The 23,101-nt window shown below is 36.6% G+C and carries 20 protein-coding genes; 16 read left to right on the top strand and 4 right to left on the bottom strand.

All coding sequences use genetic code 11. The features are described 5' to 3' along the window. Positions 1–44 precede the first annotated feature (44 nt). A complete protein-coding gene (panC, locus tag K319_RS0114030) occupies positions 45–893 on the bottom strand; it encodes a pantoate--beta-alanine ligase (protein ID WP_027384163.1) in 849 nt (282 codons plus the stop codon). A 291-nt stretch (positions 894–1,184) separates the two neighbouring features. On the opposite strand from panC, the gene K319_RS0114025 reads away from it, so the two are divergent. From K319_RS0114025 to K319_RS20510, 12 genes are all read left to right on the top strand, one after another. Then, positions 1,185–1,955 carry a glycogen/starch synthase gene (locus K319_RS0114025; protein WP_027384162.1) on the top strand — a complete coding sequence of 257 codons (771 nt, stop codon included), beginning with the start codon at positions 1,185–1,187 and terminating at the stop codon, positions 1,953–1,955. 16 nt (positions 1,956–1,971) lie between these two features. Continuing rightward, complete coding sequence (locus K319_RS0114020) at positions 1,972–3,567, top strand: DUF4270 domain-containing protein (protein ID WP_027384161.1); 1,596 nt, start codon at positions 1,972–1,974, stop codon at positions 3,565–3,567. A 13-nt stretch (positions 3,568–3,580) separates the two neighbouring features. Next, a complete protein-coding gene (gene glmS, locus K319_RS0114015; protein ID WP_027384160.1) occupies positions 3,581–5,434 on the top strand; it encodes a glutamine--fructose-6-phosphate transaminase (isomerizing) in 1,854 nt (617 codons plus the stop codon). Between the two features lie 106 nt (positions 5,435–5,540). After that, a complete protein-coding gene (porK, locus tag K319_RS0114010) occupies positions 5,541–6,971 on the top strand; it encodes a T9SS ring complex lipoprotein PorK/GldK (RefSeq protein WP_027384159.1) in 1,431 nt (476 codons plus the stop codon). Positions 6,972–7,008: 37 nt separating this feature from the next. Continuing rightward, positions 7,009–7,686 (top strand): type IX secretion system motor protein PorL/GldL, encoded by a 678-nt coding sequence (gene porL / locus K319_RS0114005; protein ID WP_027384158.1) that lies wholly within the window; start codon positions 7,009–7,011, stop codon positions 7,684–7,686. A 47-nt stretch (positions 7,687–7,733) separates the two neighbouring features. After that, positions 7,734–9,302, top strand: coding sequence for a type IX secretion system motor protein PorM/GldM (gene porM, locus K319_RS0114000; RefSeq protein ID WP_027384157.1), 1,569 nt, complete (start codon positions 7,734–7,736; stop codon positions 9,300–9,302). 49 nt (positions 9,303–9,351) lie between these two features. Then, a complete protein-coding gene (porN, locus tag K319_RS21145; protein WP_051230699.1) occupies positions 9,352–10,593 on the top strand; it encodes a type IX secretion system ring subunit PorN/GldN in 1,242 nt (413 codons plus the stop codon). Between the two features lie 57 nt (positions 10,594–10,650). Next, entirely contained in the window at positions 10,651–11,682 is a 1,032-nt protein-coding gene (locus K319_RS0113990; protein ID WP_027384156.1) for an NAD(P)/FAD-dependent oxidoreductase, read from the top strand. Between the two features lie 82 nt (positions 11,683–11,764). Continuing rightward, on the top strand, positions 11,765–12,478 hold the full coding sequence (locus K319_RS0113985; protein WP_027384155.1) for a phosphoadenylyl-sulfate reductase: 714 nt from the start codon (positions 11,765–11,767) through the stop codon (positions 12,476–12,478). Between the two features lie 150 nt (positions 12,479–12,628). Continuing rightward, positions 12,629–13,537 carry a sulfate adenylyltransferase subunit CysD gene (cysD, locus tag K319_RS0113980; RefSeq protein ID WP_027384154.1) on the top strand — a complete coding sequence of 303 codons (909 nt, stop codon included), beginning with the start codon at positions 12,629–12,631 and terminating at the stop codon, positions 13,535–13,537. 81 nt (positions 13,538–13,618) lie between these two features. After that, the gene (locus tag K319_RS0113975; protein ID WP_027384153.1) at positions 13,619–14,857 is read left to right on the top strand and encodes a sulfate adenylyltransferase subunit 1; all 1,239 of its coding nucleotides are present in this window, start codon (positions 13,619–13,621) and stop codon (positions 14,855–14,857) included. Between the two features lie 73 nt (positions 14,858–14,930). Further along, positions 14,931–16,223, top strand: a complete 1,293-nt coding sequence (locus tag K319_RS20510) for a TSUP family transporter (RefSeq protein ID WP_084403456.1) — start codon at positions 14,931–14,933, stop codon at positions 16,221–16,223. Positions 16,224–16,421: 198 nt separating this feature from the next. Here the strand turns inward: K319_RS20510 and K319_RS0113965 are convergent, their stop codons facing one another. Further along, complete coding sequence (locus K319_RS0113965) at positions 16,422–18,314, bottom strand: ABC-F family ATP-binding cassette domain-containing protein (protein ID WP_027384152.1); 1,893 nt, start codon at positions 18,312–18,314, stop codon at positions 16,422–16,424. A 178-nt stretch (positions 18,315–18,492) separates the two neighbouring features. On the opposite strand from K319_RS0113965, the gene K319_RS0113960 reads away from it, so the two are divergent. Beyond that, positions 18,493–19,317, top strand: coding sequence for a carboxypeptidase-like regulatory domain-containing protein (locus tag K319_RS0113960; protein ID WP_027384151.1), 825 nt, complete (start codon positions 18,493–18,495; stop codon positions 19,315–19,317). Between the two features lie 40 nt (positions 19,318–19,357). After that, positions 19,358–20,137 carry an alpha/beta fold hydrolase gene (locus K319_RS0113955; protein WP_084403455.1) on the top strand — a complete coding sequence of 260 codons (780 nt, stop codon included), beginning with the start codon at positions 19,358–19,360 and terminating at the stop codon, positions 20,135–20,137. A 97-nt stretch (positions 20,138–20,234) separates the two neighbouring features. Here the strand turns inward: K319_RS0113955 and K319_RS0113950 are convergent, their stop codons facing one another. Beyond that, a complete protein-coding gene (locus tag K319_RS0113950; protein ID WP_027384149.1) occupies positions 20,235–21,095 on the bottom strand; it encodes a GH25 family lysozyme in 861 nt (286 codons plus the stop codon). A gap of 133 nt (positions 21,096–21,228) precedes the next feature. Here K319_RS0113950 and K319_RS20505 point away from each other — a divergent pair, with 133 nt between their 5' ends. Continuing rightward, entirely contained in the window at positions 21,229–21,609 is a 381-nt protein-coding gene (locus K319_RS20505; RefSeq protein WP_034671835.1) for a hypothetical protein, read from the top strand. A 143-nt stretch (positions 21,610–21,752) separates the two neighbouring features. Further along, on the top strand, positions 21,753–22,391 hold the full coding sequence (locus K319_RS0113940) for a LolA family protein (RefSeq protein ID WP_027384148.1): 639 nt from the start codon (positions 21,753–21,755) through the stop codon (positions 22,389–22,391). Between the two features lie 110 nt (positions 22,392–22,501). Here K319_RS0113940 and K319_RS0113935 read toward each other — a convergent pair whose 3' ends face one another. After that, positions 22,502–23,086: a DUF3109 family protein gene (locus K319_RS0113935; RefSeq protein WP_027384147.1), complete on the bottom strand. Its 585-nt coding sequence runs from the start codon at positions 23,084–23,086 to the stop codon at positions 22,502–22,504. Between the last annotated feature and the right edge of the window lie 15 nt (positions 23,087–23,101).

Genomic DNA, 23,101 nt, shown 5'->3' with positions numbered 1-23,101 from the left:
TCTTGTAAAAGAAGCTTCTTTTTTTGCCTCAATCTTCTTTTTTTTTAATCCAGATGCAAATTATCTATTAGTCTTACGTTTCCAACATTTACGACTATGAAAGCACGATAATTTTTGTTCTCAGAAATGAAGTCCGCTTCTTTTAATGTTTCTTCATCTGCAATCATAAAATATTCTAATTCCATGTCATCTTCTTTATCAAAGATTTGTGATACTCTTTCTTTTATTGTTGGGATAGATGTAGTTTTTGATTTTTCATTTACTTGTTTTAATGTTTTATAAATGATGGAAGATGTCTTTTTTTCTTCATTGGAAAGTCTCATGTTTCTAGAGCTCATCGCTAGCCCGCTTTCTTCCCTGTGAATTTTAACACCATGGATTTTGATTTTCAAATCAAGGACTTCGACTAATTTTTCGATAATCTTAAGCTGCTGGAAATCTTTTTCTCCAAAATAAGCATTATCTGGCTGCACTTGTCTGAACAATTCCTCTACAACAGTTCCTACACCATCAAAATGGCCAGGCCTTGCGGCACCTTCCATCTCGTTTTCAATACCTCCGAAGTCGTAATGCTTTCTTTCCATTCCATTTGGATAGATGTCTTCAACTCTTGGGATATAGACAGCATCTACAAGTTTGGAGTCTCCTAATTTTTTAACGTCTTCCTCAATGGTTCTTGGGTATTTTTCAAGATCTTCCGGATTATTGAACTGTGTGGGATTTACAAATATGGAAGATATTACAATGTCATTATGTTTCTGTGCTTCTTGATATAGTGAAATGTGTCCTGCATGTAAAGCACCCATTGTAGGTGCGAATCCTATTTTTTTCTTTTTTTCTTTTAATTCTGCGATATATTTTGAGAAAGAATTCTTATCGTAAAAGGTTTGCATTGTTTTTCCTTGTTTTATCAGGCAAAGTTAATGGTTTTAATTACGATGTGGAAATAATTGAAGTGTTTCGGTTTTTTTCCGGCAGTTCAATTCTAAGTATTGGTAATTGGTCAGGTTGAATTTTTCAATTATCAGATTTTGAGTGGAAATTAACATTTTTCAATCTGTAACTTGTTGGTATATAGTTGTTTTTTAGGTTAAATATTAATGTTGTTCAAAATAAATGATTTGATCTAATTTTTCGTAATTTTGCAAAATGAAGAATTTATACTTCGTCTTAAAGTAAATTTTATGCCTAATCAAAAGATTTTATACGTTACTACGGAAATGTACCCCTATCAAGAAGATACCAATATGGGAAGCTTGGTACACAAAATGGCACTGAAAATGCATGGTAGCGGTAACGATGTCAGAGTTTTTATGCCTAGATTTGGACAAATCAGTGAGCGAAAATTTCAATTACATGAAGTGATCAGGCTTTCTGGGATGAATATCATTATCAATGACCTTGATCAGCCTTTGATCATAAAGGTAGCTTCGTTGCCGGGCGAGCGTCTGCAAGTTTATTTTATAGACAACGAAGAATATTTTAAAAGAAAACAGTTTTATTTCGATGATGAGGGGAAGGCATTTGAAGATAATAACGAGAGAGCAATCTTCTTTGCGCGTGGTGTTATCGAAACAATTAAGAAACTGAATTGGGTTCCGGATGTGATCCATTTGAATGGATGGATGTCTTCTCTTATACCTATTTATTTGAAAACATATTACAAAGACGATACGTATTTTAAAGACACAAAAATTGTTCTTTCTGTCTATAATGAGGATGACATAGAACTAAATGAAAATACAAAAGAAATTTTGGAATTTGATAATATTTCCGGCTTACAGTCGTTAGATAAGCCAAGCTTTCTTAGTTTCGTGAATGATAGCATGGATTATGTGGATGTGATCGTAAAGGGGAATGAGTTCTTGGAAGATAAATTGGAGGAAGCATACGAAAAATCGAATGCTGAGAAATCTGATTATTTGAATGCTGATTCTATAGCAAATGTATATTAAATACTAGGTGTTTAAAATGATAAAAATAAAAAAAATAATGAAGCTGGTCCCATTATTATTAATGGGAATTGTTGTATTGAATTCTTGTGAAGGGGATTTGGATGATCTCGGGTCTCAGCTTGTAGACGGGTCTGAAGCTTATGATAAAATCTATGGAGTAACTGCTTACAACGTCAATAATAATGACGTCCAAAAAGTAGTTACATCCCAATATGATAGTGTTAGAATTGGAGCATTTAAAGAGGATGTTTTTGGAGGACAAAAAGTATCATACATAACTCAGTTGAGATTAAATACTTATGATCCCGATTTTGGAAAAAATCCTGTTATAGATTCGGTTGTTTTAACTCTTAAACCGAGATACGAAACTGCGACAGATTCTTTGACGACTACCACCAATGAGGACTATGTTTACCCAGATGGGCAAGTGGCCGCTAAAAAAGTGGTAACGACTTATCCTGTCAGAAAATATGGAAAATACAAGATCAATGGACAAAAAACACCTTTTACTATAAAAGTTCATGAGGTTGCAGATTTCCTAGGTGGTGCTTCTGATTCTATCCTAACTAATAAAGCATTTGCCTTAAGTTCAGAGATAGGTTCTAAATCATTTAATGGGACAGTTAACTCTGTTGTGATCACAAAGGATTCTGATGCTTCTGAATTGCTTAATAGAGATGTTTCTTTCAGGATGAAGTTAGATAGTGCATTTTTTCAAAATAAAATCATAGCTAAGCAAGGTAATCAGGTTCTTAAAGATGCTGCATCTTTCATAAGATACTTTAGGGGTATCAGTATTTCTGTGGAACAAAATGACGGCTATCTTTTCTCAATGGCTCCAAATGATGCAGGAATCACTATCTACTATAAGAATGATGTAACTGCCACAGACGGAACCGTTACGAAGACAAAACAGGAAACTACTCTTAATCTTGGGGCGTCAAATGTTCATTTAAGTCAGGTAATTTATGACAGAGGCAACGACAGCCCATATGCCAAGGCAATGCTAACTGCTGTGAAGTATGAGGATCTTAAGAAAAATCCCGGCTTAGCAGTGAACCCTGCGGACAAACTGTATTTACAAGGTATGGGTGGAAGCGGTATAGGAATTAGAATACCACAAGGTACAATTGATGCATTAAAACAAAAATTCCAAAACGAAAAAATAGCAATTGTTTCGGCCAAGATACGTTTATATAATAATGCTGATGAGTGGAACAATAAATTTAGAAAACCATCTAGTTTACTGGTTCAGGAGATGATAAAAGATACAGTTCGTTTTCTTCCGGATATGACGTCCTTGGCTTCTGCTGGATATAGTCTTGTCAAGACGGCTGATCTTTCTACAAAGGACGCTTATTATGATATAGGGATTACAGCTTCTTTGAAAGATATTGTGGAGAAAAATAAAAATGCCCATGATTTTGTAATTAACGTAGGCAGTTATCTTTCTGATGCATCGACTGGAACATTGTTGGGACAAACGTACAATGATAGACCGTATAATCCTTTCAGAATTGCATTAACGGGAATAAATACTAATAATATAGGTCAAGAGTTATTACCGGATTCTAAAAATGTTCAGCTTAGAATAATATATACAAAAAAATAAAAACCAATTAGATATGTGTGGAATCGTCGGATATACAGGTTTTAGAGATGCGTATGAAATTGTTATCAATGGATTACGTCGTTTAGAGTACAGAGGCTATGATAGCGCAGGTATTATTTTAGAAACTGAAAACGGAAATTTAGAAGTTAAAAAAACGAAAGGGAAAGTAGATGACCTTGTGGCAATCTCAAAAGGTTTGAAAACTACTTCCAAAGTAGGAATGGGGCATACAAGATGGGCTACACACGGTGTTCCAAGCGACAATAATTCCCATCCACACCTTTCTAACAATAATAAAATAGCAATAGTTCATAATGGTATCATTGAAAATTACGATACTATAAAAACAATGCTGATCAATAAAGATTACGAGTTTAGGTCTGAAACAGATACCGAAGTTTTGGTCAACCTTATCCAGTACTTCTTGGACAAGGAAATCAACCTTAGTTTTCCGGAAGCGGTAAGATATGCTTTGAATGAAGTTTATGGGGCATATGCCGTTTCGGTAATGCATGATGATTTTCCTGGTCAATTGGTTGTAGCAAGATTAGGCTCACCATTGGCAATTGGTATTGGAGATGATGAATATTTTGTTGCGTCTGATGCATCCCCATTTGTAGAGTTTACGAAAGAAGCGGTTTATTTAGAGGAAGGTCATATGGCCACTATTTCTCTCGAATCTGGAATTGATATCAGAACCATAAAGGAGAATACCAAGATAGAACCTGCCATACAAGAGCTGAGACTTAATCTTGAGCAAATAGAAAAAGGAGGATACGAACATTTTATGCTGAAAGAGATTTTTGAGCAATCAAAATCTGTTTTGGACACTATGAGGGGTAGATTATTAGTAGATGAAGGTGTGATAAAAATGGCCGGTATTTGGGATCATTTGGAAAGATTGACCAATGCTGAAAGAATTATTATTATCGCTTGTGGAACTTCTTGGCATGCCGGATTAATTGGGGAATATCTTATAGAAGAATTTGCCAGGGTTCCAGTTGAAGTAGAGTACGCATCAGAGTTCCGATATAGAAACCCAATAATAACTTCTAAAGACGTTGTAATAGCTATTTCTCAATCAGGGGAAACTGCAGACACAATGGCTGCTATAAAATTGGCCAAGGAAAAAGGTGCTTTTGTTTATGGTATCTGCAACGTTGTAGATTCATCTATTGCAAGAGTTACGGATGCGGGTTCTTATACACACGCCGGTCCAGAAATAGGGGTGGCTTCTACCAAAGCGTTTACAGCTCAACTTACCATCCTTTCTTTGATAGCAATCAAATTGGGCAACCATAATGGTAACTTGGGTAAAGCTGATTTCATGAGACTGATTACTGAGTTGGATGCAATACCTAAAAAGATAGAAGAGGTTTTAAATTCTGTGGATTCAGTAGTTAAAGAGATCGCTTCTAAATTTGTGAATGCAACTAATTTCTTGTATTTAGGAAGAGGATATAATTTTCCAACAGCTTTGGAAGGAGCTCTAAAACTTAAAGAGATATCCTATATCCACGCAGAAGGTTATCCTGCCGCAGAAATGAAGCATGGCCCGATCGCATTAATTGATGAGAATATGCCAATCGTTATAATTGCTCCTAAAATTGGGCATTATGATAAAATTGTAAGCAATGTTCAAGAGATCAAGGCAAGAAAAGGAAAAGTCATCGCAATCATCAATAAAGGTGATGTCCAGGTTGCCTCTATGGCAGATCATATTATTGAGATTCCAGAAACATCTGAGTGTTTTTCCCCAATATTAGCGTCCATTCCATTACAGTTATTGGCGTATTATATTGCTGTGGAAAGAGGGGCTAATGTAGATCAGCCAAGAAACCTTGCTAAATCAGTAACTGTAGAATAATTTCATGCTTTGTGAAATATTCTTTAACAAATTACGTTTTGAATAAAAATTGATAATTATTCATAAAAAAAATTATATATTTACCGCTTAATTTCTTTAAAATAGGATGAAAAGGATATTACTTATATTATTATCAGCATCAGTTATAATGTCTTGTTCCAATGGAGGCGGAAAAGGTATAACTGGTAATCCCGGTATCAAGGGAGAATTGATTCCAAGAGGGTCTTCGAAATCGTTTGTTGCAGAAAGACCATATGGAATGGTTCCAATCCCAGGTGGGTCTTTTGTAATGGGTATGGCAGATCAGGATTTCTCCAATACTCCCGAAAAAGCAATGCCAAAAACTGTGACGGTATCTGCCTTTTTCATGGATGAGACTGAAATTACAAATGCAGAATACAGATTATTCATCAATGCAGTTAGAGATTCTATTGCGAGAGGTTTATTAGCAGAAGCAGCCGGCGAAGGCGGTGGAGATGGCGAAGGTGGTAATGGTAGCTCAATTGCAGATTATGCATATGCAGGTAAGAAAACTGGAGAAGAAGCGACCCCATACCAAAAATTCTTAGAGTCTCAGGGAGGCAGAGAAGGTGGATATGATGAATCTAAAAAATTAGATAAGAAAGTTCCACTTACCTATAATACTTCAGCCTATCCGGATGAGAAATATGCCGAAGTATTGGAATCAATGTATTTGCCGGCAGAAAAGAGAATTAATAACGAAAGAGTCATTGATTGGTCAAAAATCAAATACGCTTACCAATGGGAGGATGTAGCATCTGCTGTAAAAGATAAGGACAGAGGTGCGCAATATCTTAAAAAGGAAAGTATTGCTGTTTATCCGGATACCACCGTGTGGGTGAAAGATTTCAAATATGCCTATAATGAACCGTTATTTGGACAGTATTTTTGGCATAGTGCGTACAAAGAATATCCTGTTGTAGGGGTTACTTGGGATCAGGCAAGAGCATTTTGTGATTTCAGAACCAAAATGAAGGCAGATTACAACAATAGTATTAAAAAGAAAAAGCAAAAACCTATGAGGTTCCGTCTTCCTACTGAGTCGGAGTGGGAATATGCTGCTAAAGGCGGGATACAGAATGCCACTTATCCTTGGGGAGGACCGTACCTGCAGGATGATAGAGGGTGTTATTTGGCTAACTTCAAACCTAAAAGAGGTAACTATATAGAAGACGAAAAAACCGGGAACTATACTTATACAGCACCTGTGAAAAAATTCTCTAAAAACGGATATGGATTATATGATATGGCAGGAAACGTTTCTGAATGGACAGAATCACCATTCAATAACTCTGCCTATGAATTCTCATCTTCTTTGAATCCAAGTCTTTCTGCCAATGCTGCAAGTGACGTTAAAAAAACTGTGAGAGGTGGCTCATGGAAAGATGTAGGATATCTATTGATGACCGGGTATAGAGATTGGGAAAGAAAAGACTCAGCTAGAAGCTATATCGGATTCAGAACTATTCAAGATATTCCTTCAGCATCAGGAAGGTTTGCAAGAAAGACTAAATAATAATTAACTAACTATTACTAACTAAAAATTCAAAAAAATGTTTAAAACTAAAGATTCAATCACGAATTTTATCTATTCGTTTGGTGCTGCTATCGTAATCTTGGGAGCTTTATTTAAAATGACCCACTGGCATGTAGGTCCTATTACAGGTAACGTGGCACTTGCTGCAGGTTTGATCACAGAAGCACTTATTTTCTTATTCTTTGCATTCGATCCGCCAAAGTCAGAAGAGAACTATGCTTGGGAAAATGTTTATCCTGAATTATTGGACGAAACTGCTGAGAGACAACCTAGAAAAGCTGTTAACAAAATAGAGAACAAAGAACTGGAATTGTCATTATCTGATAAACTTGATAAAATGTTGGCTGATGCTAAATTAGATGTTAGCTTATTCGAAAGATTGAGAGGAGGAATTGATAAATTCTCTTCTTCAGTTGACCAGATCAATCAAACAGTGGATGTTTCAGCTTCTACTCACAAATATAATGAGCAATTGAATCTTGCTGCTTCTCATCTGGAAAGCATGAATGCTTTATATGCACTTCAATTGGAGCACGGACAAAAACAATCAGAATTCAGTAAAAAATATGTTGAAGATATTCAGAAATCTGCAGCACAATCAGAAAAGTTCAATGAGGAATTACTAGGTTTGACATCTAATCTTAATAATCTTAATAGAGTTTATGGTGGTATGCTTAGCGCAATGAAGTCTTGATCACTATCATTTTAATTATTGTTTAACGATTAAATTATTTTATTAAAATGGCAGGAGGTAAACAGACACCACGTCAGAAGATGATCAACCTGATGTATTTGGTTTTCATTGCAATGCTTGCGATGCAGATCGATCAGGAGATCATCAGATCATATAAAGATACCAATCAATCCCTAATGGATACAAGATTGATCGTAGAGAAGAAAAATGATGACATCTTTGAGAAGACTTTAGCTGCTAAAGCTCAAACTTCTCCGGAAAGTTATCAGTCTCTTTTCGATCAGTATAAAACCTTAAAAGGAAAAACCAATGATCTTGTAACTTATATTGATGGCTTAAAAACAACAATGGGTACTGCGGCAGAATATAATTCTGATGCTGAAATTGAAGAGAGTTTTGCTTCTCTCAACAATACAGAGCCGGCAACTAATCTTTTCTTTAAAGATGGGGATGAAAAAAACATTAGTGATAAATCTAATGAGCTAAAGGCAAAAATTGATGATCTAAGAAATTTTATTACTTCAACTTTTGGTAATAACGCACAGTTGAAAGATGTTGCCGACAGAGCTCAGAAACATTTGGTTGCTGAGTTTGCAAAAGGCGATAAGAGAAGTAAAAAAGGTTGGTTCCAATATAAGTTCTATAATCAGCCATTAATTGCTGCCCTATCTAACTTAGAAGTTATACAATCAGAAGCAAGAAACCTTCAGTCTGATGCGTTGACTTCTATGCTTCAGGAAAAAGTGGATGCAGATATTAAGTTTGATGCTTATGAAGCTTTGGTTTCTGGACCTAGTTCTGTTATGAAAGGGGAACCGGCTGAAATCAAGATCGCTATTGGGACCTTTGCAAGCTCTGTTCCTGGTCTAGCTATTACCGGAGCTAAAGTTGTCAATGGACAAGGTATCATTACACCTGCTACAGGAGCTGTGGGAGCGCAGGAGTTTAAAGGTCAGATTTCATTTACGGATAAAAATGGAAAAGTCCATGAACTTCCGTATGCTCACACTTTAAATGTAGTTTCTGGTGCAGAAGCACTAAAAGAGCAAAATGGTGCTATCTTACAAGCTGATAAGATGATGGTATTATATAGAGGTCTTCAGAACCCTGTTTCAGGTGCGATTCTTGGAGCTGATCTTAGTGCGACCACTTTATCGGCACCTGGAGCCTCAGTTAGCGGAGGAAAAGGAAAATGGATGGTTACACCTGGAGCTGGAAGTACTGTTAAATTAACAATTTCTGGAAAAGCACCAAGCGGAAAGGTTATTTCTCAAGGTTTTGATTTCAGAATCAAGAATATTCCTCCACCAAAAGGACAGATCAGAGGGGCTAGTTATACATCCATGCCTGCTGCTTCGATCTCTAAGCAGACGCTTTCTGCAACATTGCCTGATTTCGATTTCCCAGTTAGTTTTGATGTTGTAAGTTTCAAAGTTAAAGTTGCTGGTAAACCTGCTATGTCAATCAATGGAAGTTCATTAGGTCAAGCAGAATCATTGACAAAAGGATTAAGAAGCGGTGACATTGTCACGATTTTTGATATTCAAGCAAAAGCTAACGGCTTAAATGGAGTAGTACTCCCTAATATAGGAAACGTTATTATCAACGTTCTATAAAAATTTAAAATTAAAAGTTGATTGATTTTATACTATTCAATATTTATTTATGAAAAAGATTATATATAGTTTAATTTGTCTTTCCTCTACCATTGCTTATGCTCAGAACAGCATACTCAATGCCAGTTCTCCACAGACATTCCGCGAAGAACGTGAGATCAAGAAAGATAGTATTGCTTCACCTCTTAAATATGGTTTTATCGAGGATAAAGATATATTGAGAAGTATGGTTGTATGGGAAATTATTGATATGAATGATAAGATCAATCAGCCTTTTTACCATAACTCAGACGGCCTTGTTTCTCAGAACAAATCATTGTACCAGGTTTTGCTTGATGCTGTGAACAATGGTAAGATCAAAGAGGTCTATTCCGGCGACGATTTTACAGCAAGGTTAACTCCTGAGCAGATCGTAACTGCGACTTCTGCTGTGCAAGTAGCTGATTACTTTTCTCAAACACTTAACGAGAACAAGATCGAAGATGGAACTGCAAATAACTTAAAAAAATATTTCAATTCGATTATTAATTCCACGGATGCTGATATTAGTGCTCTGAAAGCTTTTTATGGAACCCGTCTGGAAGATATACTTCTTGTAAACGATGGCAGCACTCCAGCTGCTACTGAGGAAACACCTGTTGAGACTACAACTACAACCAAAAAGGGTAAGAAGAAGAAAGTAGCAAAAAAAACAGCTGCTAAGCCAGTTAGCATTCCTCCGGGTACAGTTTTGGTCAAATTAGACGGTAGCTGGTACAAAATCAACAGGAATGATATCTCAGCAAACGTTGATAAGATTGTAACAGGGACTGAAAAGGTTAAGGCTTTGAAATTGATGGGCATGTGGTATGTTGATAAAAGAGATTCTCAGCTTAGATACAGATTGTTAGGAATTGCTGCGATGGGTGAAGATCCAAATGCTGCTAAACTTAGAGCATCTCAGGCGCAAGCTCTGGCAGAAGCTGGGCAACCTATTGATAATTCTACAATGGGTGGTGGTGCAGCAGATCTGATTGATCTTTTCTGGATCTACTATCCGGATGCTCGTCAGGTTTTGACTACCAATTTCATCTTCAATGCCAAAAACTCTACATCTGACATTACATTCGATGATGTCTTGAACCAAAGACGTTTTTCTTCAGTTATTTATAAGTCTGATAATGGTCTTGGAAAAGGAGGAAGCGGAGTTATTGATGAATATATCCCGAATGATGCCGATGGACAGTTAGAAGAAAGTGATAGAATCAAAGCACAGATTCTGCAAATGGAAAATGATATGTGGAATTACTAATATTTCTCATAGTCTAAATAAAAAAACCTAAGTATCTTTACTTAGGTTTTTATTTTTATGGAACAGGTAGATTATATTATCATTGGGGCGGGTTATGCAGGGATATTTTTTGCACATCAATTGATCAAGGAAAATAGATCTTTCAAGATTTTTTATGATGATAATATTTCGGCTTCCCAGATTTCTGCAGGTGTCTGTAATCCGGTCATTCTGAAACGGTTTACAACATTTTGGAAGTCGCAGGAACAAATCAATTATCTTGATGTTATATTTCATGAAATTGGACAATATCAGTCGAAGAAATATTTGATCAATGAAAACGTTGTCCGAATCTTTCATAATGATTCCGAGAAAGTTCAGTGGACGAAGAATTCTCAGAAAGAAGATTTGAAAGAATATCTCAATCCTGGTTTTATAGATCTGGAAAGTGTAGAAAATCCCTTTGAAGCTGGAAAAGTAAATCAATCATGCAGATTGGATGTAACTGAATTCTTCAATGATATGCTCAATTATTTTGAAGAGAACAATTATTTGATAAGAGAAAAATTCGATTATGATTTAATTAACACCGAGAACAATTCGTACAAATATCTTTCATTTAAAAATCTTGTTTTCTGCGAGGGTGTTGCAAGCAATCATAACCCTTATTTCAAAAATATTCCTATCAAACCAAATAAAGGCCATTGCCTAAAACTTAAACTGAAAGATAAGCCTGAACCTTATATCATCAAGAAAAAACATTTTTTATTCAATCTTCAAAACGACGAATATTATTATGGCGGAACCTATGACCGTTTTGATATGACCGATGATATCAATCAGGAATCATTTGAAGAATTAGGAAATGGACTTCAAGAATTGTATAAAAAAGATTTTGAGATCAAGGACGTTAATTTTGCTTTTCGGGCAACAGTTATGGATAGAAGACCAATTTTAGGAAGACATAAGAATTATCAGAATTTTTATATTTTCAATGGACTGGGAGCGAGAGGTGTTTACAACGGGAGCTATTTTTCAAAAGTGCTTTTCGACTACTTGGAGAATGACATTGAACTTGATCCTGAAATTGATGTGAAAAGATTTTACTAATTTAATTAACAAAATTTAAATTATACTAATTTGGTCAGAGTTGGATGAATTGTTAAATTTGTATTTCGGATAAACTTTAATGATGAAGAACGAACTAAAAGAAACATTCCAAAAATTAATAGATGAAAATATTGCATCAAGATCGATAGAAGAAGTTCTGGAGATTTTGACGACGACTTTTCCGGATGAAGTTTGCTTTTCCACAAGTTTTAGCTTCGAAGACCAAGTGATTACGGATTATGTGAAAAATTCAGGAATCAAAGTTTTCACTTTAGACACAGGCCGTTTATTCGAAGATACTTACAATACTTGGAGTTTAACCAAATCCAAATATAAACTTCCAATCAAAGCTTATTATCCAGATCCGGAAGAGTTGGAACCATTCATTCAGGACAATGGCCCAGATTCCTTTTACAGGTCGGTAGAGAATAGGAAAACTTGTTGCGACATTAGAAAAGTTCATCCTTTAAAAAGGGCCTTGAGGGGTAACAAGATTTGGATCACAGGACTGAGAGCAGAGCATTCGGTTGCAAGGGAAAACCTTTCTCAATTCGAATGGGATGAGTCCAATCAAATCATCAAATACCATCCGATCCTTTTCTGGACAACAGAGCAGGTGAGGGATCATATCAAAAAAAATAATATTCCTTACAATATTTTACATGACAAAGGTTTCGTCAGCATCGGTTGCGCACCTTGTACAAGAGCAATTCAACCGGGCGAGGATTTTCGTGCCGGTCGCTGGTGGTGGGAAGATGCCAGCAAAAAAGAATGTGGCCTCCATGTTCACAAATAACAAATCAATCATTTAAGAAATAAAATATAATCCAATTGTTAAATATTTTTGAATAGATAATGTTGCTGGGTCACACACCTTTGTGAACCTTAAAATATTTTCAATTAGATTAAAAAAACTTTGCGCTGTTTGCGCTTAAAAAATAAAAAAATGTCAAAATATCATTTGGATTATCTGGAGCAGTTGGAATCCGAAGCCATTCATATTTTCAGGGAAGTTGCGGGCCAGTTTGAACGACCGGCTTTGCTTTTCAGTGGTGGAAAAGACAGTATCACGCTGGTTCATCTTGCGCTGAAAGCTTTTCGCCCGGGCAAATTTCCTTTCCCGTTGGTTCATATCGACACAGGACATAATTTCCCGGAAGTACTGGACTTTCGCGATCAATTGGCTGAGCAGATCGGAGAAAAACTCATCGTCAGAAAAGTAGAAGATACCATTAAGGAAAAAGGTTTGAGAGAACCAAAAGGAAAATTGCCGAGCAGAAATGCCTTGCAGACTTTCACACTGTTGGACACCGTAGAAGAATTCGAGTTCGACTGTTGTATCGGTGGCGGAAGACGTGACGAGGAAAAAGCCAGGGCTAAGGAACGTATTTTCTCCGTTCGTGATGATTTCGGGCAATGGGATCCGAAACTTCAGCGACCCGAATTGTGGAATACCTACAACGGAAAAATCCACAAAGGCGAGCAGGTACGTGCTTTCCCAATAAGCAACTGGACAGAATTGGATGTGTGGAATTACATCCTGAAAGAAAATATCCAATTACCTTCCATCTACTTTTCACACGAGCGTGAGGTTCTTAATTTCGATAACCAATTCATCGCAATGAATGAGTTTGTCAATTTGGAAGAAGGCGATATTGTGACCACAGAAAAAGTACGTTACAGAACGGTTGGCGATATGACATGTACTGCAGCGGTTTTATCGGAAGCAAACGATTTGGAGCAGGTAATTGCAGAGATCATCACGACCAAAACCAGTGAGCGAGGCGAAACCAGAATAGACGACAGAACTTCAGAAGCCGCGATGGAAGACAGAAAGAAAGCCGGATACTTTTAATTATTAATGATGAATGATAAATGATGAATGATTGCATTTTCAAAATCACTTATCGATTATCAAATATCAATTATCAAAACAATGGACATATTAAGATTCATCACTGCAGGAAGTGTAGACGACGGAAAAAGCACACTGATAGGCAGACTTTTATACGACAGCAAAAATATTCTGATTGACCAATTGGAAGCTGTTGAACGTGCCAGCAAATTCAAAAATGACGGAACCATTGATTTGGCTTTGCTGACAGACGGTTTGAGAGCAGAACGTGAGCAAGGTATTACAATCGATGTTGCGTACAAATATTTCTCAACACCGAAACGTAAATTCATCATTGCAGATGCGCCGGGCCACGTTCAATATACCCGGAATATGATTACCGGAGCCAGCAACGCTGCTTTGATAATTATTCTGATTGACGCCAGAAACGGAATCATAGAACAGACCAAAAGACATTCGATCATTGCATCATTACTTAACATTCCGAATGTTGTAGTCGCAATTAACAAGCTGGATTTGGTTAATTATTCTGAAGAAATTTTTAATCAGATCAAAAGTGACTATTCAAAAATAGCAGAACAATTGTCTTTGAATAATGTCGTTTACATCCCGATTTCAGCTTTGAACGGTGATAACATTGTTGACAAGTCTGAAAACTTGAATTGGTATCAGGGAAAAACATTATTGGATTATTTGGAAACTGTTGAACTGGAACATACGATCAATCTGGATAAAGCGAGATTTCCTGTTCAATACGTGATTCGCCCTCAGACAGAAGAACTTCACGATTATCGAGGATACGCAGGGAAAATCACCAGCGGAATTTACAAAGTGGGAGATTCGGTGACAATTTTACCTTCCGGAACTGAGAGTAAAATTTCGGCAATAGAAGTCGCTCAAAAACAAGTGGAAGAAGCATTTGCACCGCAAAGTATCATATTGCATTTGGAAGACGATATAGATATCAGCCGTGGTGATTTGATTGTGAAATCCGATGACCTTCCGAAAATCGAACAGGAATTAGAAGTCCTCGTTTGCTGGATGGGCGATAAACCCTTGAAGAATGGTTCAAAATATCTGATTCAAAATAATACGACCCAAGTCAAGGGAGTCGTAAAAGACATCGAATATAAACTAGATGTCAACACCCTGGAAAAACAGGATGTTGAACAGGTTTCACTAAACGAAATAGTAAAACTTAAACTCAAAACTGCAAAGCCTTTAGCTTACGATTCTTACAAAGATCTGTCTTCCAACGGTGGCATTATCTTTATCGATGAGACAAGCTTTGTAACAGTTGGCGCAGGATTGATTCAGTAATTATAATATTGTCTGGCAATTGTCATCCTGAGGTTCTCGAAGGATTGTCGAAGACTCTTTAAAAATTAAAAATTTGACATCAAAAATTTCACTTCCGGTTTTCATCAATGCATCGACTAACAAAATCCTGATCGTCGGCGGTGGAAAATTAGCTTCGGAACAGCTTAATGATATTATGCAGAATATCCCGGATGCTAATATCAGCGTTCTTGCCAAGAGGCTTTCTGATGATATCAAAAACCTGTTGTTGGAGAATACATCGGTCAAAATTATCAATGAAGATTTTGATGACTCTTATTTAGAAATTGCAGACCTGTTCATTGTGGCAACAGAAGATCCTGCTCAGGACCAATTGATAATTAATAAGATAAAGGAAAGGAAGAACTTATATTTTGCTCCGAGTCTTCCCTCTGAGAATGATTTTTTCTTTCGTGGGAATAATGATTCACAAGAGAGAAAATCTCTTTTCATTATTAACGGAGAAAAAAAATGGCGGAGGATTGCAACCATATTTTTTTGGGCTTTTGTTGTTCTGCTGATAGGAAATATTGTATCATTTTACATTGGATTCGAAGATTTGAACATCGCTTATCAATATCTGAATCATAATACCGATGAGCGATTTTTCTGGTTGTTCTTGGTTGGGTTTTTAGCCCAGTTGATTGATGGCGCTCTCGGAATGGGTTACGGCGTGACTTGCACTGCGGCGCTGTTGTACATTGGGATTCCTCTGCCAGCGATCAGCAGCAGTATTCATACTGCGGAGATGTTTTCAAGTGGCGCTTCCGGATTCAGTCATTACAAATTTGGGAATATCAATAAGAAACTATTCAAAAATATACTAATACCAGGTGTTATCGGAGCCATTCTGGGAGCCCTATTGTTATCATATTTGGGTGAAAAATATGCCGGGATTATTAAGCCATTTTTAGCACTTTACACTTTTGTCCTCGGAATCAGAATTTTACTGAATGCCTTCAAAAAAAATAAAAATCGCAAGAAAACCAAACGAGTAGGCTGGCTGGCTGGTGCCGGTGGGTTCTTGGATTCTTTTGGCGGTGGCGGTTGGGGACCATTGGTAACATCAACTTTGATTTCAAAAGGGAAAACACCACGCTATGTCATCGGAACCGTTAGTTTGACCGAGTTCTTCGTGACATTCGCCAGTGCGCTGACATTCTTCTCTGTTATCGGGATCAGTCATTGGCAGCTGATCGCCGGATTAATTTTGGGTGGCATTCTGGCAGCACCAATTGCAGCCAGGCTTGCCGGAAAACTACCTTTAAAGGCAATGTTCATCGGTGTTGGAGTAATGGTAATTATCTGGAGTATGAATGTTTTATTAAAAGCCTTGCATCTTATTTGACCTGAGTCTGGACAGGATTTTCACGGAGTTATATTATGGAGCACCAGTATTAATCTACAAAAATATTGACAGCAAAGCGATCACGATCCCAATTGCAGTGAAATCCATTCCACGTTAAAGGCATTGGTTTTCGGATTGAGAACATTCAGAAAACTTGAAATTCCCGGTCCTTGATCCCATCTGTCATTTTTATTTGAATTAATCCTGCAATTCCAACCAACGCATTTCAAATTCTTCCAATTTCCCGGAAAGTGTTTCCAATTCCGAGGAAAGTTTTGAGATTTTATCGTAATCAGATTCATTGTTGAGTTGTTCCAGGATTTCTGCTCTTTTTTCTTCCAATCTTGGCATTTCTTTCTCGATAGTTTCCAGCTCACGTTGTTCTTTGAAAGATAATTTCTTTTTGGTTGGCTGAGTTATCGCAACAGTTGGAGTTTCAGTTTCTTTTGGGGCTTCAACCTTTTCAACTTTAGCAGTTTCCGCTTTTGGATTCTTCTCTTCATTTTTAAGATGCTCGCGATACTCCGAGAAATTTCCAACAAACTCTTTGATTTTTCCGTTGCCTTCAAAAGCCAGAACATGATCCACGATTCGGTCCATAAAATAACGGTCGTGCGAAACGATGATCAAACTGCCCTGGAAATTCTGAAGAAAATTTTCAAGAACCGTCAAAGTTGGCAAATCCAGATCATTCGTGGGTTCATCAAAAATAAGAAAATTCGGGTTTTGATAAAGAATGTACATCAGGTGAAGACGACGCTTCTCTCCACCAGAAAGTTTCGAAATCGGCGAATACTGAGTCTGGTCATCAAACAAAAATAACCTCAAAAACTGAGAAGCCGAAATCGTCTTTCCATTGGCCAAAGGAAAGTTTTCACCAATCTCTTTGATAAAATCAATAACTCTTTCGTCCTCCTTATATTGCAGACCTTTCTGAGCAAAATACCCGAACTTGATCGTTTCTCCCGTCTCAATCTCTCCGGAATCTTTTGGTTCAAAACCTTGGATGATATTCAGTAAAGTTGATTTTCCTGCTCCGTTCTTTCCAACAATTCCGACCTTTTCACCTCTCTGAAATTGATAAGAAAAATCTTTGAACAAAACTTTGTCTCCAAAACTTTTGTTGATGTTTTTAAGTTCAAGAATCTTGTTTCCCAATCTTTTCATCTCAAAATCCAATTCCAGAGCTTGTTTTCTCGTGTCGGTTTTCGCTATTTTTTCAGTTTCGTAAAAGTCATCTTGTCTCGACTTGGATTTTGTAGTTCTCGCTTTGGGCTGTCTTCGCATCCATTCCAATTCCTTTCTATAAAGGTTTTGTGCTTTATCGATAGTCGAATTTAAATTATCCTCACGAATCATTTTATTCTCAAGATAAGTCGCGTAACTTCCGTTGTGAAGATAGAGATTTCCGTCTTCCATTTCCCATATTTTGTCACAAACAGCATCCAGGAAATAACGGTCGTGTGTCACAAGAAGCAACGTGATTTTGGCTTTACTAAGATAATTTTCCAGCCATTCTACCATTTCCACATCCAGGTGGTTGGTCGGCTCATCCATTATCAGAAGCGTATGCCGATGTTCCGCTCTGGTTTCTGTCAGGAGTTTTGCTAATGCAATTCTCTTGATCTGACCTCCGGATAACGTTCCCATTTTCGCTTTCAAATCTGTGATTTTCAACTGAGAAAGGATTTGCTCCATTTCATTTTCCAGATCCCACGCTTTATGGATTTCCATCTCTGCCAAAGCCGTTTCCATATGGTCTGGATTATCGGAGGTCAAAGCATGATGGTATTTTTTCAAAGCCAAAATCGGCGCAGAGTCCAGGGTCATCATAAACTCTTCTACAGACAATTTCGGATCAAAGTCAATTTCCTGGTCAAATAAAACCACCTGAATATCCTTGTTGATAGCTACATCTCCGCCATCGGCGATCTCTTTTCCCATCAGGATTTTCAGAAGCGTAGATTTTCCGCTTCCGTTTTTGGCGACGATGGCGATCTTGTCACCTTCGTTCACATGGAAGGTAATATTTTTGAACAAAACTTTGATGCCGTAAGATTTGCTAAGATTTTCTGCAGAAACGTAATTCATTAGTTATAAATGATGATTGATAATTGAATGATTGCAAAAATAAGAAATTGAAACTCGATAATTCCGTCACTATTGATTAATATTCAGAAAACTTTAACTAAAACATTAATTGATTTTAACCTTTCTTTGAGAGAATCAGAATGGAAAATTTCAGAAGTTTGTTCTCAAATTGTTAACTATGAAAAAAATCAACATTATTTTTGCTTTATTTGCATTCGTTATTTCCCATGCACAACTTATTTCCGGCACTGTATTATCAAAAGAAGATAGCAAACCTGTTCCTTATGCTAAAATCGGAATATTAAATAGTAATTTCGGTGTGCAGGCAGATGAAAATGGGAAATTTCAAATTCAGCTGGATAACGTTTCAAAAGAAAAAGAACTGATGGTTGCTGTTCCCGGCTACAAGCAGTTCAGAAGTACTGTAGAAGACTTCGTGAAAAGCAACCCTCACAATATTTATTTGTATGAAAAAGTGACCAACATCCAGGAAGTTGTCATTACGCCTCAAAACTATAAAGAGAAAAATCTAGGTGTGAACAGCAAATCGAAATCTATGATGTTTACACCAAATATGGAGAAAGGAAATGCAGTTGTAGAGGAAACCGCGGTGGAATTCAGTTCCGGTAAGCGATTAAAAATCAATAAAATCAATATGAATTTTTCCCGATTCGAATCTACAACGCCCATCAAAGTCCGTTACACAGTTTACGATGAAAAAGATGGTAAACCGAATAATCTGATCTTGGATAATGATATTATTGCAACCATCAGCAAAGACAATTTACAAGACTCGACTTTTTCTATAGATGTAAGCAAAGAAAATATTTGGTTACAAGGAAAATTCTTTGTCGGGATTCAATTTATCGGACAGGCTGATGGTAAAGTAGCTTTGAGCGGCGCATTATTCAAAGCTGGATATTATCGTTCATTCTATGGAAATTGGGAAAAAATCGGAATAGCGGCGCCAGCTATCAATATTGATGTGAAAGTGAAAAAGTAATTTGATTTATTTTTAAATTTGAGAAATCGATCATATCAAAATGAAAAAAATAATCGCCTTAATAGCTCTGTTGATATCAATGATTTCTTTTGCGCAAGTCTATGATTTTGGCAAGAATCCTGAAGCTGGAAAAATCCTTCATTTGAAAGACGCAGATATTTATTATGAGATCTATGGCAAAGGCGAACCTTTATTTTTGCTTCATGGAAACGGAGGAAGCATCGATGCCTTTTCAAAAGAAATTCCGGAGCTCTCCAGATATTTTACTGTTGTGGCGATGGATACGCGTGCACAAGGGAAAAGTACAGATTCTTCAAAAGAACCTTTGACTTACATTAAATTCGCTGATGATGTTAAAGCCTTGGCGGATAAATTGGGTTTCAAAAAAATAAATATTCTTGGCTGGAGCGACGGCGGAAATACCGGAATCGAGTTCGCCATCAAATACCCGGAAATGGCTAATAAGATCATCACAAGTGGTGCGAATGTTTTTCCAAATGGAGTCGGCGAAAATGAAGTGGAGAATATGAAAAGAGACGCCGAAAAAATGCGTGCTGAGAACAAACCGGAACGTGATATCAGATTACTTCAGTTGATGATCGATGAACCAAAAATTACCAAGGAACAACTTGATCATATCAAAGCAAAAGTCTTTGTAGTTGCTGGGGAAAATGATTTAATCCTTCGTTCTCATACAGAATACATCGCAAAAGAAATCCCGAATTCTAAACTGAAAATCTACAAAGGTGCCTCACACGGCGTTCCTATAGAAAGGGCAGAGGAATTGAACAAGGATGTGATTGAGTTTATTAAGAATTAAAAAATAGTAAACGCAAAGGCACAATTTATTTTTAAATATAAAACTCTTAATTAAAGTCGCAAAGTGACTCGCAATGAGACTTTGCGGTAAAACTGATCTAATCTATCGTCAGCATTTTCAACGACCAGAGATTTCCGTTATAAATATCCAAATCTACCTTTGAATTGATGCCGTAAACAATGCCGTTTTCTGAGAATTGCCAGAATTGCCATTCATCATCAGGAGAAGGTGTTGGAACATCATTATAATTGGCCAGCCAAAGTGGATAATCATCGAATTCGCCTTTCAGATAATCTTTGTAGTAATGATAATAGGTGTAGATAATTGGTTTTTCACCGTAAGTTTCTTCCATTATTTTTATCCAGACTTTGAGGTCAGAAACCAATTCTTCCTTTGATTTTTTTCTGGGATTTTTCTCAATATCAAGAATTGGCGGAAGGTCGCCCGATTCTAATTTTGCAACAGAAAGAAATGAATTTGCCTGCATCACAGGATCCTCATCGGGACGATAAAAATGATACGCACCACGAATCAAGTTATGTTGTTTAGCAGTTTCCCAAAAATGGTCAAAATTCTTATCCAATTTTCGGTTTCCCATACTTGCCCGCAGAACCACAAATTGCAGCGGAATTGTCCTATTGCCTATGCTCAGACTGTCCCACTGGATATCTTCTTTTCTTTGATAATGAGAAATATCGAAACCAAAAGTCTGGTTGGCATAAAGTCCGGTGATTTTCTCAATTCTTGCCTTCTCTGCTTCTGTATTGGAAAGTTTTTTGTGTTCAAAATGTTTTCCAAGATAATAGGTGAAATAATAATTGATTTTTTGTCTCAGATAAAATCCTGTTCCCAACAAGGAAATACAAAGTATGATCAGCAAAATCCAACGCTTTTTCATAAAAACCTTTTTTCTTTTCTGATGAATTTTCTTCTTCGTTCTGAGATTTGCCTTTGCCATAAGTTTTGCAAAAATATTATTTTTCCTCATCGAAAAGAACTGGAAAAAATATTTTTTAAAATTAAAGTCTTAATGAATTTTTTGGCTTATTTTATGCTAATATTGTATTGTTAATTTTAAAAACATTCAGAAAATGAAAAAAAGAATTTTGTCATTGTCAGCAATTGTATTGGTAGCTGTAGCAATGAACGCCCAAACTGTAAAACAGGAAGTTAAAAAGGATGCAAAAACGGTTGGCAATGCAGTGGAGAAAGGTGCAAAAGCAACGGGAGAAGGCGTGAAAGATGCTGCGAAATGGACCGGAAAAACTGCTGAAAAAGGAGCGAAAGCAACTGCAGAAGGTGTAAAAGATGGTGCAGAATGGACTGGGAAAACAGCTACAAAAGGAGCAAAAGCAACCAAAAAAGGCGTAAAGAATGCTGCAAAATGGACTGGTAAAACAGCCAAAAAAGGTGCTAATGCAGTAAGTGACACTTATAAAGACGTAAAAGACGACATCAAAAAGAAAGATTAATAGCTTTTGTGTCAATCAATAAACAACTTCAAATTCCGAAGTTGTTTTTATTTTTTGTAACAAAAATATTTGGATGCGAACTAACAGAAAAATATTATTCAGTGAATTTCACTATATTCGTTCATATAAAATAAAAAATTAAAATGAAAAAATTGATCTTAACATTTGCTTTTTCTGTTGCGACAGTGGCAAATATGTCTGCTCAAACAGCAAAGCAAGTGATTGATAATTATATTACTGCGCTTGGAGGAAAACAAAAGCTGGAGTCTGTAAAAACGCTTTCTATGAAAAATACCATCAGCGTGATGGGAATGGAAATGGAAGGGAAAACGGTGAAGAAGGACAACAAATTCAAATCTACTCAAAGTATGATGGGACAGGAGATGTCGCAGATTTTTGATGGAGAAAAAGGCTTTGCGAACCAAATGGGTCAAAAAATGGATTTTCCGGCTGACCAAGTTGCAAAATTGAAAGACGCAAAAATAATGGACGCACTTGGAATGAATCCCGAAAAAATCAAAACTGTTGAGAAAAAACAGATCGATGGTAAAGATTACATCGTTTTGTCTTCTGATGACAGCAAATATTATTTTGATGCAAAAACCAATTTGCTTTGGAAAACAGAAGGCGACAAAGGAACAATGATTATTTCTAAATATACTGATGTGGATGGGATCAAGTTTGTAGAAGAAATGTCTATCGATGCTGCCGGACAACAAGTTACAGTGAAAAATTCTGACATCATAATCAATCAGCCGGTTTCTGATGATGAATTTAAATAATTGAATTTAGAAACAAATAAAAAAAAGGATTCAAATAATTTTGAATCCTTTTTTGTGAAATATATTAAAATTAAAGTCTCGAATCCAGTGTCTCGAATCTCAAATCTTATTTAAGAATTATATTCTTTTTCCCATTCTTCCGCAGCTTCACAAAGCGTATTGTAAAAAGCTTCGCCATATTTTCGAATGAGAGGTTCTTTTAGAAATTGATAAATTCTGACCTGTAGTTCTTTCCCCAAGGTACAGGCATCATTACAGATTTCCCATTCATGATAGTTAAGTGCCACAAAGGTTTTGTACTCGTTCACACGAATTGGATAGAGATGACAGGAAATTGGTTTTTTCCAATCTACAACGCCATCTTCATAGGCTTTTTCGATGCCACATTTTGTAGTTCCTTTTTCATCAAAAATCACATAGGCACATTCGCTTCCGTTCACCAAGGTCGTTACATAACCACCGTCATAAGGGTCAACTACCCAAGTACCTTGCTCTTCGATAGCTTTTACACCTTCTGGTCTTAGATAAGATCTTATTTTTGGGAAAATTTCATCCAATATGGGTAATTCATCCTTGTCAAGAGGTGCTCCGGTATCGCCGTCAACACAGCATACACCTTTGCATTTGGAAAGATTGCAGACAAAACTCTCTGCGAAAACATCTTCTGAAATTAATTTATCATCTATCTGAATCATTCGACATCCATTTTA

The sequence above is a fragment of the Epilithonimonas caeni DSM 17710 genome, assembly GCF_000426465.1.
GTDB lineage: Bacteria > Bacteroidota > Bacteroidia > Flavobacteriales > Weeksellaceae > Epilithonimonas > Epilithonimonas caeni.
This window is presented reverse-complemented; position numbering and strand designations above follow the sequence as displayed.

What these genes read in the sequence shown, in the direction of transcription:
- K319_RS0114020 (WP_027384161.1), top strand. Translation starts at nt 1,972, where the DNA reads ATGATAAAAATAAAAAAAATAATGAAGCTGGTCCCATTATTATTAATG.
- K319_RS20505 (WP_034671835.1), top strand. Translation starts at nt 21,229, where the DNA reads ATGAAAAAAAGAATTTTGTCATTGTCAGCAATTGTATTGGTAGCTGTA.
- K319_RS0114025 (WP_027384162.1), top strand. Translation starts at nt 1,185, where the DNA reads ATGCCTAATCAAAAGATTTTATACGTTACTACGGAAATGTACCCCTAT.
- porK (WP_027384159.1), top strand. Translation starts at nt 5,541, where the DNA reads ATGAAAAGGATATTACTTATATTATTATCAGCATCAGTTATAATGTCT.
- K319_RS0113940 (WP_027384148.1), top strand. Translation starts at nt 21,753, where the DNA reads ATGAAAAAATTGATCTTAACATTTGCTTTTTCTGTTGCGACAGTGGCA.
- porM (WP_027384157.1), top strand. Translation starts at nt 7,734, where the DNA reads ATGGCAGGAGGTAAACAGACACCACGTCAGAAGATGATCAACCTGATG.
- cysD (WP_027384154.1), top strand. Translation starts at nt 12,629, where the DNA reads ATGTCAAAATATCATTTGGATTATCTGGAGCAGTTGGAATCCGAAGCC.
- K319_RS0113990 (WP_027384156.1), top strand. Translation starts at nt 10,651, where the DNA reads ATGGAACAGGTAGATTATATTATCATTGGGGCGGGTTATGCAGGGATA.
- K319_RS0113960 (WP_027384151.1), top strand. Translation starts at nt 18,493, where the DNA reads ATGAAAAAAATCAACATTATTTTTGCTTTATTTGCATTCGTTATTTCC.
- panC (WP_027384163.1), bottom strand. Translation starts at nt 893, where the DNA reads ATGCAAACCTTTTACGATAAGAATTCTTTCTCAAAATATATCGCAGAA.
- K319_RS0113935 (WP_027384147.1), bottom strand. Translation starts at nt 23,086, where the DNA reads ATGATTCAGATAGATGATAAATTAATTTCAGAAGATGTTTTCGCAGAG.
- K319_RS0113965 (WP_027384152.1), bottom strand. Translation starts at nt 18,314, where the DNA reads ATGAATTACGTTTCTGCAGAAAATCTTAGCAAATCTTACGGCATCAAA.
- K319_RS0113985 (WP_027384155.1), top strand. Translation starts at nt 11,765, where the DNA reads ATGAAGAACGAACTAAAAGAAACATTCCAAAAATTAATAGATGAAAAT.
- K319_RS0113975 (WP_027384153.1), top strand. Translation starts at nt 13,619, where the DNA reads ATGGACATATTAAGATTCATCACTGCAGGAAGTGTAGACGACGGAAAA.
- K319_RS0113950 (WP_027384149.1), bottom strand. Translation starts at nt 21,095, where the DNA reads ATGGCAAAGGCAAATCTCAGAACGAAGAAGAAAATTCATCAGAAAAGA.
- porN (WP_051230699.1), top strand. Translation starts at nt 9,352, where the DNA reads ATGAAAAAGATTATATATAGTTTAATTTGTCTTTCCTCTACCATTGCT.
- porL (WP_027384158.1), top strand. Translation starts at nt 7,009, where the DNA reads ATGTTTAAAACTAAAGATTCAATCACGAATTTTATCTATTCGTTTGGT.
- glmS (WP_027384160.1), top strand. Translation starts at nt 3,581, where the DNA reads ATGTGTGGAATCGTCGGATATACAGGTTTTAGAGATGCGTATGAAATT.
- K319_RS0113955 (WP_084403455.1), top strand. Translation starts at nt 19,358, where the DNA reads ATGAAAAAAATAATCGCCTTAATAGCTCTGTTGATATCAATGATTTCT.